This window comes from Saccharibacillus kuerlensis DSM 22868, assembly GCF_000378145.1.
Lineage (GTDB): Bacteria > Bacillota > Bacilli > Paenibacillales > Paenibacillaceae > Saccharibacillus > Saccharibacillus kuerlensis.
Window position 1 is genome coordinate 121,973 of record NZ_KB899279.1, and the last position, 15,212, is coordinate 137,184.

General features: G+C 52.6%; 16 protein-coding genes and 1 riboswitch. Of the genes, 5 read left to right on the forward strand and 11 right to left on the reverse strand.

All coding sequences use genetic code 11. The features are described 5' to 3' along the window. Positions 1-54: 54 nt before the first annotated feature. The 11 genes from F456_RS21815 to F456_RS21820 all read right to left on the reverse strand — a co-directional run bounded on the left by F456_RS21815 (position 55) and on the right by F456_RS21820 (position 11,465). The gene (locus F456_RS21815; protein WP_018975973.1) at positions 55-888 is read right to left on the reverse strand and encodes an HAD family hydrolase; all 834 of its coding nucleotides are present in this window, start codon (positions 886-888) and stop codon (positions 55-57) included. Continuing rightward, positions 885-2,036, reverse strand: a complete 1,152-nt coding sequence (locus F456_RS0105370; protein ID WP_018975974.1) for a cysteine protease StiP family protein — start codon at positions 2,034-2,036, stop codon at positions 885-887. Before F456_RS0105370 ends, F456_RS21815 begins: the two co-directional genes overlap by 4 nt. Continuing rightward, positions 2,033-3,511: a phosphoribosyltransferase family protein gene (locus tag F456_RS0105375; RefSeq protein ID WP_018975975.1), complete on the reverse strand. Its 1,479-nt coding sequence runs from the start codon at positions 3,509-3,511 to the stop codon at positions 2,033-2,035. Before F456_RS0105375 ends, F456_RS0105370 begins: the two co-directional genes overlap by 4 nt. Continuing rightward, positions 3,474-4,658, reverse strand: a complete 1,185-nt coding sequence (locus tag F456_RS0105380; protein WP_018975976.1) for an HpcH/HpaI aldolase/citrate lyase family protein — start codon at positions 4,656-4,658, stop codon at positions 3,474-3,476. Before F456_RS0105380 ends, F456_RS0105375 begins: the two co-directional genes overlap by 38 nt. 263 nt (positions 4,659-4,921) lie before the next feature. Then, positions 4,922-6,415: a TerD family protein gene (locus tag F456_RS0105385; RefSeq protein ID WP_018975977.1), complete on the reverse strand. Its 1,494-nt coding sequence runs from the start codon at positions 6,413-6,415 to the stop codon at positions 4,922-4,924. Between the two features lie 52 nt (positions 6,416-6,467). Continuing rightward, positions 6,468-7,049: a TerD family protein gene (locus F456_RS0105390; RefSeq protein WP_018975978.1), complete on the reverse strand. Its 582-nt coding sequence runs from the start codon at positions 7,047-7,049 to the stop codon at positions 6,468-6,470. Positions 7,050-7,218: 169 nt separating this feature from the next. Next, positions 7,219-7,800 carry a TerD family protein gene (locus F456_RS0105395; protein ID WP_018975979.1) on the reverse strand — a complete coding sequence of 194 codons (582 nt, stop codon included), beginning with the start codon at positions 7,798-7,800 and terminating at the stop codon, positions 7,219-7,221. 45 nt (positions 7,801-7,845) lie between these two features. Then, positions 7,846-8,445: a TerD family protein gene (locus tag F456_RS0105400; protein ID WP_018975980.1), complete on the reverse strand. Its 600-nt coding sequence runs from the start codon at positions 8,443-8,445 to the stop codon at positions 7,846-7,848. A gap of 292 nt (positions 8,446-8,737) precedes the next feature. Then, entirely contained in the window at positions 8,738-9,184 is a 447-nt protein-coding gene (locus F456_RS0105405) for a tellurite resistance TerB family protein (protein ID WP_018975981.1), read from the reverse strand. A 162-nt stretch (positions 9,185-9,346) separates the two neighbouring features. After that, on the reverse strand, positions 9,347-10,624 hold the full coding sequence (locus F456_RS0105410) for an MFS transporter (protein WP_018975982.1): 1,278 nt from the start codon (positions 10,622-10,624) through the stop codon (positions 9,347-9,349). A gap of 94 nt (positions 10,625-10,718) precedes the next feature. Then, entirely contained in the window at positions 10,719-11,465 is a 747-nt protein-coding gene (locus tag F456_RS21820; protein ID WP_051086695.1) for a metal-dependent hydrolase, read from the reverse strand. Positions 11,466-11,899: 434 nt separating this feature from the next. Continuing rightward, a riboswitch (PreQ1 riboswitch) is annotated at positions 11,900-11,937 on the forward strand. Between the two features lie 144 nt (positions 11,938-12,081). Here F456_RS21820 and queC point away from each other — a divergent pair. The 5 genes from queC to F456_RS0105440 all read left to right on the forward strand — a co-directional run bounded on the left by queC (position 12,082) and on the right by F456_RS0105440 (position 15,176). After that, positions 12,082-12,744 (forward strand): 7-cyano-7-deazaguanine synthase QueC, encoded by a 663-nt coding sequence (queC, locus tag F456_RS0105420; RefSeq protein ID WP_018975984.1) that lies wholly within the window; start codon positions 12,082-12,084, stop codon positions 12,742-12,744. Then, positions 12,741-13,244 (forward strand): 6-carboxytetrahydropterin synthase QueD, encoded by a 504-nt coding sequence (gene queD / locus F456_RS0105425; RefSeq protein WP_018975985.1) that lies wholly within the window; start codon positions 12,741-12,743, stop codon positions 13,242-13,244. Before queC ends, queD begins: the two co-directional genes overlap by 4 nt. After that, entirely contained in the window at positions 13,241-14,005 is a 765-nt protein-coding gene (gene queE / locus F456_RS0105430; protein ID WP_018975986.1) for a 7-carboxy-7-deazaguanine synthase QueE, read from the forward strand. Before queD ends, queE begins: the two co-directional genes overlap by 4 nt. 52 nt (positions 14,006-14,057) lie before the next feature. Continuing rightward, complete coding sequence (queF, locus tag F456_RS0105435) at positions 14,058-14,555, forward strand: preQ(1) synthase (RefSeq protein WP_018975987.1); 498 nt, start codon at positions 14,058-14,060, stop codon at positions 14,553-14,555. Positions 14,556-14,780: 225 nt separating this feature from the next. Further along, positions 14,781-15,176, forward strand: coding sequence for a rhodanese-like domain-containing protein (locus F456_RS0105440; protein WP_018975988.1), 396 nt, complete (start codon positions 14,781-14,783; stop codon positions 15,174-15,176). Positions 15,177-15,212 lie beyond the last annotated feature (36 nt).

A 15,212-nucleotide genomic window follows, 5' to 3' on the forward strand; every position in this document is an offset into this window, starting at 1 on the left:
CAGCATCAGGCGGAATTATGGTGTATTACGCGAAGCCGGACTCCCGGGTTTCGTTCAATCCGTTTTCTCTGCAGGCGATACGACGTCTACAGGGGGCAAAGCAAACCATTCGGCGATCTTGGCGATCAAATCCTCTGCTGCTCCCATGCCGTCGCGTTCGGTAAATGTATAAAGTCCAGCCTCCATATAGGAAGCATAAATTTCACCATGCCGGGGAACGATTGCATAATCGGCGGCCTGCAGCAGACTCTCGTCCAGCAGTGAATCGCCGGAAGCGGCAATTCGGGAAGCCCCTACCTGTTCTTTGACATACAGCAGTCCCGCTCCCTTGCTCACTCCATCGGGAACGAGATACATCTTGCGTCCCTGTACGGATACATTCCATTTCATACCGGCAAGCTCTTTCCTAAAGTCTTCGACCTGATCGAGCGGCATCTTCTCCCGGTCCAGGATAATCGAATAGAACAGGCTGTCCGAATGCCGATAAGACTTGACCCAATCCGGCGAGGAGATGCGGTCAAACGCCTCGATCACTTTACCCGCTTCCTCGCTGCTCTCCAGCGCCCGATTCACATGAAGCTGCCAATCGGGGTCCGGCACGCCATTGACCAGCACATTGCCACCGTTGCTTGTTACGGCGTACTGCGGCTTGAAAGTTTCCCGAATATAGAAAATGCGTTCGTACTGCTCGATCGTCCGTGTCGTCACCGGCACGAACAGCGCCGTTTTGGACAGTTCCGCGAGCAGACGTGCCGTCTCCGGTGACATGAACGAAATATGCTCACCTTGGTATAATTCTACCGGAATCAGTTCGGAAGCTTCAAAAGCTTCACCGATCGCTTTTTTTGAATAAATGAGTGTCCGGTCGAGATCGCTTGCAAAGATCATGCTTCGCCTCCGTTCAATGGTTTGATAATGCCGCAGCAGGAATAGGTCAGTCCCGGATACACTTCCACAGGAACACCCCGATCTTCAGCAAGCAGCAAAATATGGCGCAGGTTGGGATTGTCGAGCCGGTCGACGAGGATTTTCCACGGTACCCGCCGCAGCAGGACCCGGGTCGTTTCACCTACGCCAGGCTTGACCAGATTGACATCGCCAATTCCGTAATCCTGCTGGATTCGCGCAATATCTTGCATTCCCTGCCAAGTGGATACGTTCGCCTCGGGCAGCTGTTCAAGCCTTGTCGCTTCACGCTTCGCTTCTTCACGGATCTCATCGAAATAAGCGCTCACCCGATCGACAAACAAATTGGATACGTCATCTTCAAGCCATTCCTTATAATATTTGGCTCCATGAAAATCGTCCGGTCCGATCAGATCTTCTCGCAGTACGGTACGACTCATCAGCCCTGATACGGTCGAATTGAGGCAAGCGCTCGGGATCAGAAAATCTTCCCGCGTGCCGAATGTCTCCGAGCAGCGACCAGGATCGGCCAGAACGGCCAGATCGTCGCTCAACTCAACTCCGTATTTGTCCAGCATGATCTTCCGGGCTTCTGTCAGCACATTACGAATGGCTCCCTTGCCGGTCCAGCCATCGACGAACTGGATGCGCCGGCCTTCGTGCTCCCGCAGCATGTACAGCACCGCATTCTCGTCGATGCCTTTGCCGCGAATAATGGAAATGCTGTAATGAGGTAGCTCCACTCCGTGAATGTGCTTGAAGTAGCGTTTCATCAGAATGCCGATCGGTGTACCAGCTCGCGCCAGCGAAGCCAGTACAAGATTCGTTCCATGCCTCGCGGCCAGACGCTCCGAGACGATGCCGGCGGCAAGCGCCACTTTGCGTGCTGTCGCTTCCAGTGTCTCATGGAATAGAGCTAGGTACTCCGGCGTCGGGCGATATTCGATCGGCAGCATCTCCGAATAATGCGTGCCGCCCTGAATCGCTTCTTCCCGATCCTCCGTTCCTCGCTCAAGTTTTACATCGCTTAAGTCCTTCAGCAAAAAAATAACATCATTGATGCTGTAGCTGCCCAACCGTTCAGGCACCGGCAGCGACCCGGCAGCAAGCCTCCCATTTGACATGTTCATTCTCCTTCCTCCGACGGGCCGCTGGCAGCCCCTGCGGTGACCAAATGTACCAGCGGAATTCCGGTGTTCTCCAGCGCAGCCAGCAGTGGTTCAAGATTCGTCTCAACCGGCTGCCGTTCCAGGAAAACGAATATTTCGTCGTACTCTCCTGCAGGCACGTTATAAAAAAAGTTTGCGATTTCCGGATCATCGGGCGATACATGCGGAAATCCGCTGCGAACCGCATAACCTTCTTCGTCCAGCACGTGAATTGGACTGCGCGTACTGGACTGGTAACGGACCCCTTCGCCCAATTCGGCTGCGATTCTCATCGGTACATACATGAATTCTCCAGTCCCTAGGCACAGCGTACGACGGCCTTGACGGATCAGTGCCAGATGCGAGGCCGACTCACTAATCTGCTGGTCCAGCGCAGCATTGTTCTCCTCGTGCATGCCGAACCGGCCGGTCCATTCCAGATACGGACAAGTTGATTTCTTACCGGTCGAGTTAGTCGAAATCGCATTTGTATGAGTGAAGAAAGGGGTCAGGTCATGCCGGATCACCTTCATACTGCCGCTTCCGCGATACTCCGGCATAGACTGGGGCAGACGATTGACCGGTCCGCCTTCCACTTCGATCCGCCCTTCGATCAATGCAAGGGTATCGATCGTAATCGACAGCTCTTTTTCCAATTCGGCAAACCGCTGCCGGTCTTCGGCATTGCGCCAGTCCAGCAGGCTTGCGACAACATAGCGACGGCGCGGATACTTGCTCTGCAGATCGCGAATAATATTCAGTGCCGTGTTCCCGGTCGTCACCTCGTCATCGACCAACACGACTGTGTCTTCTCCTTCGAAGAAGGAATTTTCGCGGGCATAACAGCGATGAGACGTCGCATGCGAATGCTCTTCCTCAAAACTCAGCACTGGCTGCCGATCAACCAGATCCTCTCTAGTCGTATGAAGAAATCGCGTATCGCCCGCGAAGCAGTCGTACATGGCATGTCCGAGTGCGGTCGCTGTTTCCGCAAAAGCGATAAAGAGCGCGGGCTCGCCTGCGTGCAATTTGTTTGCTCTGAGCCGTCTGTAAAGCTCGCGTGCTTCGTTCCTATCGCCGCGAAATGCCGAGCAGACTTCTTCAAGGCTGCCGATGCCGCCCTTTTCAACCGCTTCGTTCTTACCATCTACCGCTTCCGAACGGCGGCGCTGCCACAGCAGAGCAAGCACCGCACCGCCGAGCAGAGATTGATGCGGATCGACCGGAATGTGCTTACCGAGAATTCGACTGACAAAGAGGAAACTGCGCTTTTTGTTAATTCGTGCAGCCATTTGAAACAGATCATCCGGCTCCAGTCCGAACGGATTCGAAGTCACACGTACCCGTACAGTCAGCCCTTCAGGCATTTCATATTGATACACCGGTACCGACTCGACTGAATTCGCCGCCTCGGACAAATCAGCGGACGAGCAGTGCGGTAAAATTCTGGTTTTCATTCAGCACCCCATATATTTCCGAACGAATCATGATACGCCGCGCCCAATTGAGATGAGGCTTGATCTCGTTCATTTTATTGTCGTAGCCGCTCTTGACGACCCCGATCTCGCCTCCGCTGCTGGCCAGAATATGCGAGGCATCCATATGCTCCTCATGCGTAACGGTATATAAAGCCTGGACGGGGCAGATATGCGTAGGATGAATAATCGTTTTTCCGACAATGCCGTTCTCCTTGTCCATCTCTACCTCACGAATCAGACCGTCTACATATTTATTAATATACTGCATTCTCAGTCGAAGCCCCGCCTGCCCGGCCATCTCCTGAAAAGGAGTTTCCCGCAGCAGCGGCTTCAGCACCCGGTCGCTTTTGAAATATTCCCATACCGGGCCCGAGATGACATATCCGCTGCCCGCCCGGCCAAATAGATTGACGATATCTGCCACACAATCGCGGATTACGCCAATATCGTAGATGGTCATGTCGGGCTTGCGGCGGAGGCCAAACTGACTGGAAAAATCAGTCGCTCCGAGTCTTACGTTCAATATGTAGGTGCGGTACCGGTCAAGCAGTTCTTTGATTCCCAGCAGCGTCTCACGTCTCGTTTCCGCATAAATAATCTCGGCGCTTTCCAAAATTGGCATGCCGTACAGCAGCGGACTTCCGGCAGGTCTTGCTTCGTTATACCGATGCAAAAGTTCCAGATAACGCTGACCTGTCTGGACATCGAATTTGGGAAATACGAGACCGGTTAGTCGAACGACGGCTTCACCTAACTGATCCAATATACGCTGTGCTTGATCTGGCGTCCGAATCCGGATAAAAATAAGCGGCAGCTTTTCCAAATCGAATGTTCCATCCGCAGCCCACTTGTCCAAACTTCGGATCTGAGAGACGAGCGAAACCTCCGCCTCCTCCACCTTCAGATCTCCAACAGCATCCTCCAGGTCGATAACGATTGAAGTCAGCCCTTTGTGCTTGCCGGTGCTTAAGTCCTGCGCAATAGTCGATCTTGTCGCCGGCATGTACAAAGCGGCTCCGATTGCATGAGCCAACAGTTCTTTCTCCGACCGGTTGCAGAACGGTGCAGGAGCCAAGTGAAATAGTTCAGCAATCTCTTCCACCGATAAATAATCGAAATAACGCATGATCTTTCCTCCCACGATAGGGTTCCCTGTCACGAAGTCTAGGCAATCTGCCAAACCGGTTTATTTACGACAATTCGAAAAACTCCGCCGAACGAAGAAAACACTCTGCGTCGACAGCGATGCTCGCATCCCATAAAAATGCGGCATTCCCGAGCAGGAAGCTTTCCCCATATGCGGAGGAATAAAAGAAACGGCGGCGCAAACGCCGCCTGTACTTATAATCAATTAATCGTGAGTGTATCGGAGATATTCTCATAAATTGCTCACTTGCTGCCGGTCTTCCAGTTCAAGCCCCAGCCGTAAGCTTCGTCAAGCTGCCGATGACCGGAGAAAAATTCAATGAGGCGTTCTATACTGAACGTCTGATCGTTTACGTTGGTGATCATGGCAATCGCACACATGCCTTTGCGGCTTCCCTGTTCGTTCATCCGGACGACGATATCGGGCCCTCCGCCTTTGACAGTCACGACACCGTCGGCCTGCGCCCAGTTCGCCGCTCCCTGGTAGATAAAAGCATAAACGACTATTCGTTTGATGTCGCGCAGATGCGCCCCATTGATTCTCATGTTCTCGCCGCCGGCTTTTGTCCCGGTTCGATCGTCGCCATCAAGCATGACATAAGGCGGATCGCTCAGCGAACCGAAGGCGCGTCCGAGCGCCTGAACCGTTCCCTTACGGCCATCCTTGAGTTCAAATAGACAGCCCAAGTCAAGATCAACTCCGGTTGTCTTACCAAAAAATCCAGTACCTTGACGCTGATTCCAGTTGAGATTGATGAGGATCTCGCCAATTGAATCGGTACCCGCTTTCTTCTCCAAGCTGATCTTGTCGCCGCGCTTGGTCAATTCGATCTTCTGCAGGCTCGGCGCAGAAGGCCGGGCCTCGGATGCCGAAGAAAGCTGCGGAGACGGCGATCCGGTGTGCACGGAAGGCGTTCCGGCCTGCGCCGAAGACGATCCGCTCTGCGGCGGCGAAGTCGCTCTGCTGCCGGGAGGCGGCAGAACGCGAGGCGAGGATCCGTCCTGCGCACTTTGAGGCGCAGGCGGGATTCCGCCGCCCTGCCGGGAAGGGCGGCCCAGATTGAGCGGCGAAGGGTTTCCGCCGCTTGGCGGCTGTGCCGGTTGTGCCGGCGGCACGGGCGCAGCTGCCGAAGCCGGAGGAGCAGCAGGCGGAACAGGATCGGGTTCCGCCTGTACTTCGATACCGAAGCTTCGGCACAGCGCTTCGAGCCCGCCCGTATAACCGCTGCCGACGGCATTGAATTTCCACTCGCCGTTATGACGGTACAATTCGCCGACGACGATGGCCGTCTCAACGCCGGAGACTTTATCCAGCGTAAAACGAATCAACTCCGCCCCAGTCCGCTCATCAACAATGCGCAGATATACGCCGTTTACCCCAGCGAAATTCTGCTTTCTTTTCTCGCCTTCATACAGCGTCAGTGCAAAAGCAATTCTCTCATACTTGGCCGGGATGCCGAGCAGCGAGACAGAAACCTGCTCATGATCCGTAACGCCCGCGTATGGTCGACGGCTTTCCGTCTGCAGCTGTAGAGCGCCGCCTGCGCCGGAAGGGTTACCGTAAAAGATCAAATCTTCGTCAGCCGAGGTTTTGGAATTGGCTCCGAGCAGAAACGCCGAGAAGTCAATATCGATTCCTGACGATGCCTGCCAGCCCATTCCGACACCAATCCGGTCGAGGCCGGGATTGGTTTTGGTCAGGTCGGCTTTCTGCCCCCTGATCATATTCGTCGTCACAGAAATTCCGCCTTTCACTCAAGATCTACGAATGCTGCCTAGCTTTTTGAAATTATTGAGCGTCAAGACCGTAATTTTTGCACAGGGCGGCCAATCCGCCTGAAAATCCGGAACCGATCGCCTGAAATTTCCAATCTTCGCCATGACGGTACAGTTCGCAGATTACAACGGCTGTTTCTACAGAAAATTCTTCGCCGAGATCGTAGCGCAGCACCTCGCGGTTGTTTTCCTCATCAACGACGCGAACGAATGCATTCGACACCTGACCGAAATTTTGCGAACGCGACTCGGCATCGTGAATGGTAACCGCAATACCCAAACGACTGATATTTGCAGGAATCAACGAGAAGTCGACCTGGATTTGCTCGTCGTCTCCTTCTCCTTCACCGGTCCGGTTATCCCCGGCATGCACTACGGCTCCGTTCGGAGTCTTGGGATTATTGTAGAATACAAAGTCTTCGATCCCTTTTGCCCGGCCATCTTCGTGCAGAAGAAAGACCGAAGCATCCAGATCATAATCCATACCACTGCTGTATTTATTCGTATCCCATCCAAGACCAATTCGAACTTTTTTGAGGCCCGGATTGGTTTTGGTAAGATCGATACGCTGTCCTTTGGAGAGACTGATTGTCATCGTTAATTCCTCCATTCATTCATTTCATGGACTTTGGAACAATTGAAAATTAAGTCGGATGATCAATTGCGGAACTGTAGAATTGCGAACAAAGGCCGTCTATATGGCAGACGGCCTTTGGGATTAATGATCGTTCATGAACTGCTTGGGAATACAAATGGCTTTGGAATTAAGATACAGCCAGTCCGAAGTCGCGTACAAGGCCTTCCAGACCGTTCTGGTAGCCGCTTCCTACGGCGCTGAATTTCCATTCGCCCGAGTGACGGTACAGCTCGGCTACGACAATTGCCGTTTCTACGGAGAAATCTTCACCCAAGTCGTAACGGATCAATTCTTCGTTGGTATCGGCGTTTACAATACGTACAAAAGCGTTCGAGACTTGACCAAAGTTCTGCGAACGAGCTGCTGCGTCGTGGATTGTGATGCAGAAAGAGATCTTCTCGACTTCAGCTGGTACGGAAGCCAGCTCAACCGTCAACTGCTCGTCGTCGCCTTCACCTTCGCCTGTCCGGTTATCGCCGGTATGTACCACGGCACCGTTAGCGTTTTTCGGATTGTTATAGAAAACGAAGTCCGTATCTGCCGTTACTTTGCTGTTGCCGCCCAGCAGAAATGCCGAAGAGTCCAGGTCGAAATCCTTACCGCCGTCATACTTGTTGGTGTCCCATCCGAGACCGACCAGTACTTTTTTAAGACTTGGGTTTGTTTTCGTCAGATCGACTTTTTGTCCTTTTTGCAAGCTGATTGCCATGAATAATTCCTTCTTTCTTGTTAGGATTTGGTTTGAATATATAAATTAGCTGTAACGACGTGCAAGCAGATCGATATGAGGAGCCTGCGCGCCTTCGCCGATGGCGCTGAACTTCCATTCGCCGCCGTGCCGGTAAATTTCGCCGACCAGCAGCGCAGTCATGCCGGAATAATTATCTGTCAGATTGAAACGAATCAGTTCACGGCCGCTTCCCGATTCGAACACACGGATAAAAGCGGAGCGAATCAAGCCGAAATGCTGTTTGCGAGCTTCGCAGTCGTAAATGTTAACGACAGCCAAAATACGATGAACATCGGCCGGTACTGCGGACAGATCGATATGAATCTGTTCGTCGTCCCCGTCGCCAGCGCCCGTCAGATTGTCACCGCCATGCACGACCGAACCGTTCGGACTCTGCAGGTTATGGAAACAAACAACATTTTTCCCGGCGGTCAACTTACCTTGTTCATTCAGCAGCAGCACGGACGCATCGCAGTCGATATTCGCCGCTTTCTTCTTCAACCCGAATAAGCCGCGGCTTTCGGATTCTGCCGGGTCCCAGCCTAATCCAACCGTAATTTTCGATAAGCCCGCGTTCCCTTTCGTCAAATCGACTTTCTGGCCTTTTACCAAAGAAATTGTCATTGCTGTCTATTGCCCTCCCAATTGGAATGGTGTGGAACAAAGTCTACTTGAATTATAACTGCTCACTCAGATGCAAAACAACCTTACCCCTCCGAGGTTCGCCGGAATATACCGATGCACCCCAGTTGAGCGCTTGGTTAGGTATACGTCGAACACGGAGAACAGTTTCAGTTACTTTGCAATTAAAGTGGTCTATACTAAAAGAACCTCCGGCAGAGACCGTAAAACGGACAAGCCAAAGGTTCTTCCTCCTTCATACATGCATACAGATATCCGCTGTACGGTGTTATTCTTACAGGCCGAAATCTTCCGACTTCAGATTCAGTACGTTACAAATATCGCGTACCGCCGCCTTTTCCTGTTCGTCAAAGTCTCCGTCCGCCGCACCGATCGCGCAGCATACACCTACAACGATACGTCCAACTTCAGGCTTGGACTTGAATTTGGCAATCGCCTGCAGCGCTTCCTGTTTGCCGACCATCACGTCAAATTCCATGCTGCCTGCAAAGTGATTGAAGCGATCGATCGCTTCGCTCAGGTTGAACACTTTTAACTGCTCGCTGCGACCGATATATACCTCCATCTTCTGTCTCTCCGCCGAATCAATCGTACCGTCAGCTACCGAAACGAGCGCACAGCCCGCCACGATGGCGTCCAGAAGATCTTTGTTCTTGAAACGGCCTACCTGATCCTGCAGTCCTGTCTTTGTCTTGTTCAGCCAGCTTTGAAACGAACTCATCGTATGCGCCTCCATTGTATAGAAATGGTGAAGCTTATAAAGCTGAATTTCAAGCGATCTTTTATTTAACGCCTGCGCACACAGTATAACTCATTTGCTCGGCGATTTCTCCTTTGCCGCTTTTGAGTGGTTTGGAAGCACGCCAAATCCTCCTTAAATCGCTTACCGAATCGTCGCTTCTTTTCCCTTCCCAAAAACGAAGTGTCGACGTATCGCAATTCCGATTGCAAAAGCCAGCAGCGACATTCCTCCCGCATACAAATACAGATTAACAATGCCGACGACTTCCGCGAGCTTGGCCATACCGAGCAGCGATGCGCAGAAAATGATGTTCAGCACGGTCGCTTGGGCAGACAGCACTTTTGGCAGTTCTTCTTCCTCCGCACTCTGCTGAATCAGTGTCCGGCGGGCCACCATCGACAGCTCTGCGAACGGTCCCATGACGAGCACGAGCAGCAGCGCGGCTGCAGGCACTGTCATATGTGCATAAGCAATTGTCAGAACCGCATAGCCGGCAATTCCCGCGAGCATAGAATCGAACAGTCTGCGCTGCAGCCTTTTGACCAGTGCAACAACGAGAAGGCCGCCCAGTACCGCCCCTGCAAAGTAAGCCGCATTGATGAAGCCCCACCACTCTTCGCCCTTACCGAGCGCTTCCTGCACGAACAACAGTGTAAATGCGCCAACCCAGACCGAACCGCCCAGCATATCAATCGAATCGATCAGTGTCAGCCCGCGCAATCTGCGGCTCCGACCGATCACCCTCCACCCTTCGAGCAGCGCTTCGCGCCGGGTTTCTGTACTTTTTGGCCTTTCGGACTGTGCTGATTCGGCCAATTCGTTTTTCGTTCCTCGAGAAGGCTCGCGGATCAATGCCGTACAGACAAAGGCCACTGCATACAAAATACCCGCAAGCAGCATCGTTCTCGGCGCGCCTACAAAAGCGACAAGCACTCCGCTGATGCCCCAGCCCGCAAACTGTACGGTCTGATCGCTGACCGAGATCAATCCGTTTGCGCGCATCAGCCAATCCTTTTCGACGAGGCGGGGAACGAGAGCGTTTCGTACCGGCGTTGTCCAGCCATCAAGAAACGACATGACAAATACCAGAGCAAAAATGACCGCAAGCGAAGCTGATTCCCCGATCCCCTGCACATACAGCGCCAATCCCACAAAAAAGAGAAGCTGGCCGCCTTGAGACAGCAGCATCAGACGCGGCAGGTGGAACTTGCGCAGCATCAAAGGAGCCAGGAAGCCGCTAATAATCTGCGAGAAAATACGAAAAAACGGCACGAGGATAGTTGAAACAACCGACTCCGTGCCTTGAAGAACGAGAACGGTCAGTGCCGTCACATACAAAATATCGGCTGCATTGGACATCGTCTGCGACGACCACAACCAGTAAAACGATTTTCTGCTTGTTACAAATAATTTGCTCATCAATGTTATTCTCCTCTGCGGAAGAATCATGACTTATGTGCCGAAATTTCGGAGTAAGGGGTGGAGCGGACCTGCTGTTCACGCCAGGCTTTCTCTAGGAAGTCCACTGCACGTAGAGCCTTGCTCCGTATTCGATAAGTCGAATGCCGAACACACCCGCACACAAAATAATCGTAATCCAGATCCCGATCCGCTCGACGCGTTTGCCCGACTTTTTGCCGGTCGTCATCAGCGCGAAGCGGATCTTCCACTTCAACGGCGGCAGCGGGCGGATGCCGTTCTTGGTTACCGAATCGCAGGCCAGATGCAGCAGGTAGCCGAGACCGCCGGCCATCCAGATCGATGGACCGTGAGAAGACGCAAGCCCATACAGCAGCAGCGTCCAGGCTCCCGCCGCATAGAAAGTATGCGTGATGCCCCGGTGAGGAGCAAGCGAGAACACAATCAGCAGTATCCCCCCCATTCGATTCCAAGGGGCATAACTTTCTCCAAGTACAATTACGGCAAGGCCAATCAGAACGAAAGCGCCTTTGCGCAGCGCCTGTTCGGGCAGGAACATGGCGACGACCGCAACTGCGGCCAGCACGCTGTTCCAAGGCTGTTCGATTGGTGCGTAAAACAACAGGGCAGCTGCAATGAGCAGCATAGCCGACTGCAGGATACGCAGCAGCCGATCAGGCAGTGCCCGGGTAACGAGCATCGAGTTCGGATGATCGATATCCGGCAGCAGCGAGCTGATTCCCGCAATCGCTACCGCTCCCGGCGTAACCGGGGCGCCTGTCAGAGCAAGCAGAGACAGCGATACTCCCGTCCCGATAATAAAGTGAGCTTTTCCCATCATGATGTTAAGTTTTCCTTTCGTCTTGTCGCCGCTGCGCTTCACTGAATAACAGGCTCTTTATGAAGATTTTTCACATAGAGTTACTTGCAGCTATGCATACGGTTGGGATGCTCTTTTCCGTCTCCTTTTGGCAAAGAATATGTAAAAATTTATTGCCTTTATCATATCATATGCTCCCCTGCACCTCAATACGAACAGCTTGTTTTACGAACAAATATTCGGAATTGCTCCCGCAATTCGGCTTTGAGTCAGACAAGAACACATACGTGCACAGAACATTAATATTGTAGGCAAAAATATTGTGCATCACGACCTATTCGGACGTACCGCACGGCATGAAATTGTGTTATACTATAGCACGCTGCGGCGAAAATGATCGTCCTGCAGCTTCATGTATTTTTCAATTGAATAGAAGAGATTCCGTGCTCTGCAGCACGGGAGAGGTTCGAGAACTCCCTCTATAAAAAACTAATTGCCGCCCCGCCGAACTCGAGGCTTTTTCGGCGTGCCCTTTGGGAACCGCAGCGCAATTCCGCTCGGTCGGCCCTGTTTTTTACGACAAGTTCCTGAACCTCTTTCCTTCCCAATCATAAAGAAGAAGAAAGAGGTTTTTTGCATGCTTAAAAACGAAAACGCGGTCGTCGTATTCAGCGGCGGTCAAGACAGCACAACCTGCCTGTTCTGGGCCAAAAAAACATTTGCTGAAGTTCATGCCGTCACCTTCGACTACGGCCAACGCCATAAGTTGGAGATCGAATGTGCCAAATCGATCGCGGAAGAACTCGGCGTCCAGCATACGGTGCTTGACATGAGCTTGTTAAACCAGCTCGCTCCGAACGCTTTGACTCGCGATGATATTGAAATTACGCATGAGGAAGGCGAACTGCCAAGCACCTTCGTGGAAGGCCGCAATCTGCTGTTCCTCAGCTTTGCCGCGATTCTTGCCAAAGGCATCGGTGCCCGCCATATCGTGACAGGCGTATGCGAAACCGACTTCAGCGGCTATCCGGACTGCCGGGATACGTTCATCAAATCGCTCGACGTGACGCTCAACCTGGCGATGGACTATCCATTTGTCATTCATACGCCTCTGATGTGGCTCGACAAAGCCGAAACGTGGGCACTCGCCGACGAACTGAACGCGTTCGATTTCGTTCGCGAACGCACACTGACCTGCTATAACGGCGTGATCGGCGACGGATGCGGCGAATGTCCGGCCTGCCAGCTGCGTCGTGCCGGTCTCGACAAGTATGTTTCAGAACGGAAGGCAGCACTATGAGCGAACGGGACAATCAACAACGTCAACCGGGGCCTTTTCATATCGTTCAGCGCCTTCAAGTATTCGGAGAAGATATTACAGGCGAGCAGCTGCGCTATCACCGCAAACGCGTCATGGTCAGCAAGTCATTCACATTCGACGCTGCCCATCATCTGCACGACTACGAAGGCAAATGTAAAAATCTGCATGGTCACACTTACGAAGTCGTATTCGGCATCTCGGCTATTCCGGGAACCAACGGCATCGCAGTCGATTTCGGCGAAATCAAGACCATCTGGAAAGAGCGAATCGAGACTTATCTGGATCACCGCTACTTGAACGAAACGCTGCCGCTTATGAATACAACGGCCGAAAATATGGTTGTCTGGATCTATGAGCAGATGGAATCCGCTCTCGCTTCGGACACTTATGCCGGATTGGGCGCACGTACCGAATTCGTTCGTCTGTTCGAAACGCCGACCTCCTATGCCGAAGTAAGACGGGAGTGGATGGAAGAATGAGCGATTCCGCTAAAATTTCGGCTGCCGATCCGTCAACTCGGCCGATTCCCGTTCTCGAAGTCTTCGGTCCGACCATTCAGGGGGAAGGCATGTCTATCGGCCGCAAGACGATGTTCGTCCGCACGGCCGGCTGCGATTACCGCTGCTCCTGGTGTGATTCCAAATTCACTTGGGACGGCAGTGCCAAAGACGAGATTCGTATGCTCAGTGCAGCGGAAATCGTCGAAGAACTATTTGCCCTGGGAGGCAATACGTTCGACCACGTGACGATCTCGGGCGGCAATCCGCTGCTGCTCCCGCAGATGTCCTTCCTTGTGCAGCAGCTGCACGATCACGGCATCCGCACTGCTGTCGAGACCCAAGGCTCCCGCTGGCAGGATTGGCTCGTCCGAATCGACGAAGTGACGCTGTCGCCGAAGCCGCCAAGTTCCGGTATGGAGACCGATTTTGAAGTGCTCGACTCTATCGTCGCACGGCTGCTGGAAGCTTCCGGACGACGCGACATCTGTATCAAGATCGTCATTTTCGACGAGGAAGACCTGAACTACGCTCGCGACGTGCATAAGCGCTATCCGGACGTACCATTCATTTTGCAGACCGGCAACCCGCAGGTGTCCCACGAGTCCGAAGACCACGTCTCTTCTCTGCTGCATCGCTATGAATGGCTGATTGATCGCCTGTCCGAGCTGCCGGATCTCAAGGACGCCCGCGCTCTGCCGCAGCTGCATACGCTCGTCTGGGGCAATAAGCGCGGCGTTTAATCTTTTAGTTTCGTATCCATTACTTTATTCACATTCAAAGGAGAGATCCCTCATGAGCCATTCCCGTCAAGACGGCCTGGAAGACTTGACACTGCTGGGCAACCAAGGAACCAAGTATACGTTTGAATATGATCCGGGTATTCTTGAATCGTTCGATAACAAGCATGCTTACCGCGATTATTTCGTTAAATTCAACTGTCCGGAATTTACAAGCCTCTGCCCGATCACCGGTCAGCCGGACTTCGCCACCATTTATATCAGCTATATTCCGGATGTAAAAATGGTCGAAAGCAAATCGCTCAAATTGTACCTGTTCAGCTTCCGCAATCACGGCGACTTCCACGAAGACTGCATGAACATCATCATGAACGATCTGATCAAGCTGATGGACCCGCGCTATATCGAAGTTTGGGGTAAGTTCACTCCACGCGGCGGCATCTCTATCGATCCTTACACCAACTACGGCAAGCCAGGTACAAAGTACGAAGAGATGGCGTTTAACCGTCTGACCAACCACGATCTGTATCCGGAAAAAGTTGACAATCGTTAAGCGTTGATCGGTTATCGATGCGAATTCTTTCCTAAGAATCCGTCCGTTTATTTACAAAAAACCTTGCGCCGCACCGAAGAAATTCGGCGGACAAGGTCTTTTTGTATGCTTCAAAAACCGGGCAGAATCGCTGGATGCTTCTCCCGGATGTGACGCGGAGCATTCTCGGGGTATAATAGTAACGGAAAGTCGTACTTAAACCCAAACCGAAAGGATGAACAAATCATGGCATTGACATTCACGGACATGGTTACTCAGGCAAGAAACAACGTACCCGCCCTTACTTCGCAGGAGGCGCGCGAGAAAATCAACGCTAATCCGGACACTTTCATCATCGACGTGCAGGATGCAGCCGATGCAGGTGCATGCGGACTGATCCCGAGCAGCGCCAATATTTCGCTGGGCATGCTGCCGATCCGCGCCGATCTGGGTGTACCGGCTGAGCTGCGTGACGAGCGTCTGAGCGATCGCAGCCGTCCGATTATCGTGACCTGCGGTGCAGGCGGACAAGCGGCACTGGGCGCTTACGCACTGAAAATGATGGGCTTCACCGACGTGGCTTTCATCGATGGCGGCACAGCAGCTTGGAAACAGGCCGGATTTGAAGTCGAAGAAGCGTAAGCTTTCGAACCTGCGTTTGTCCAAAAAGAAAACAGG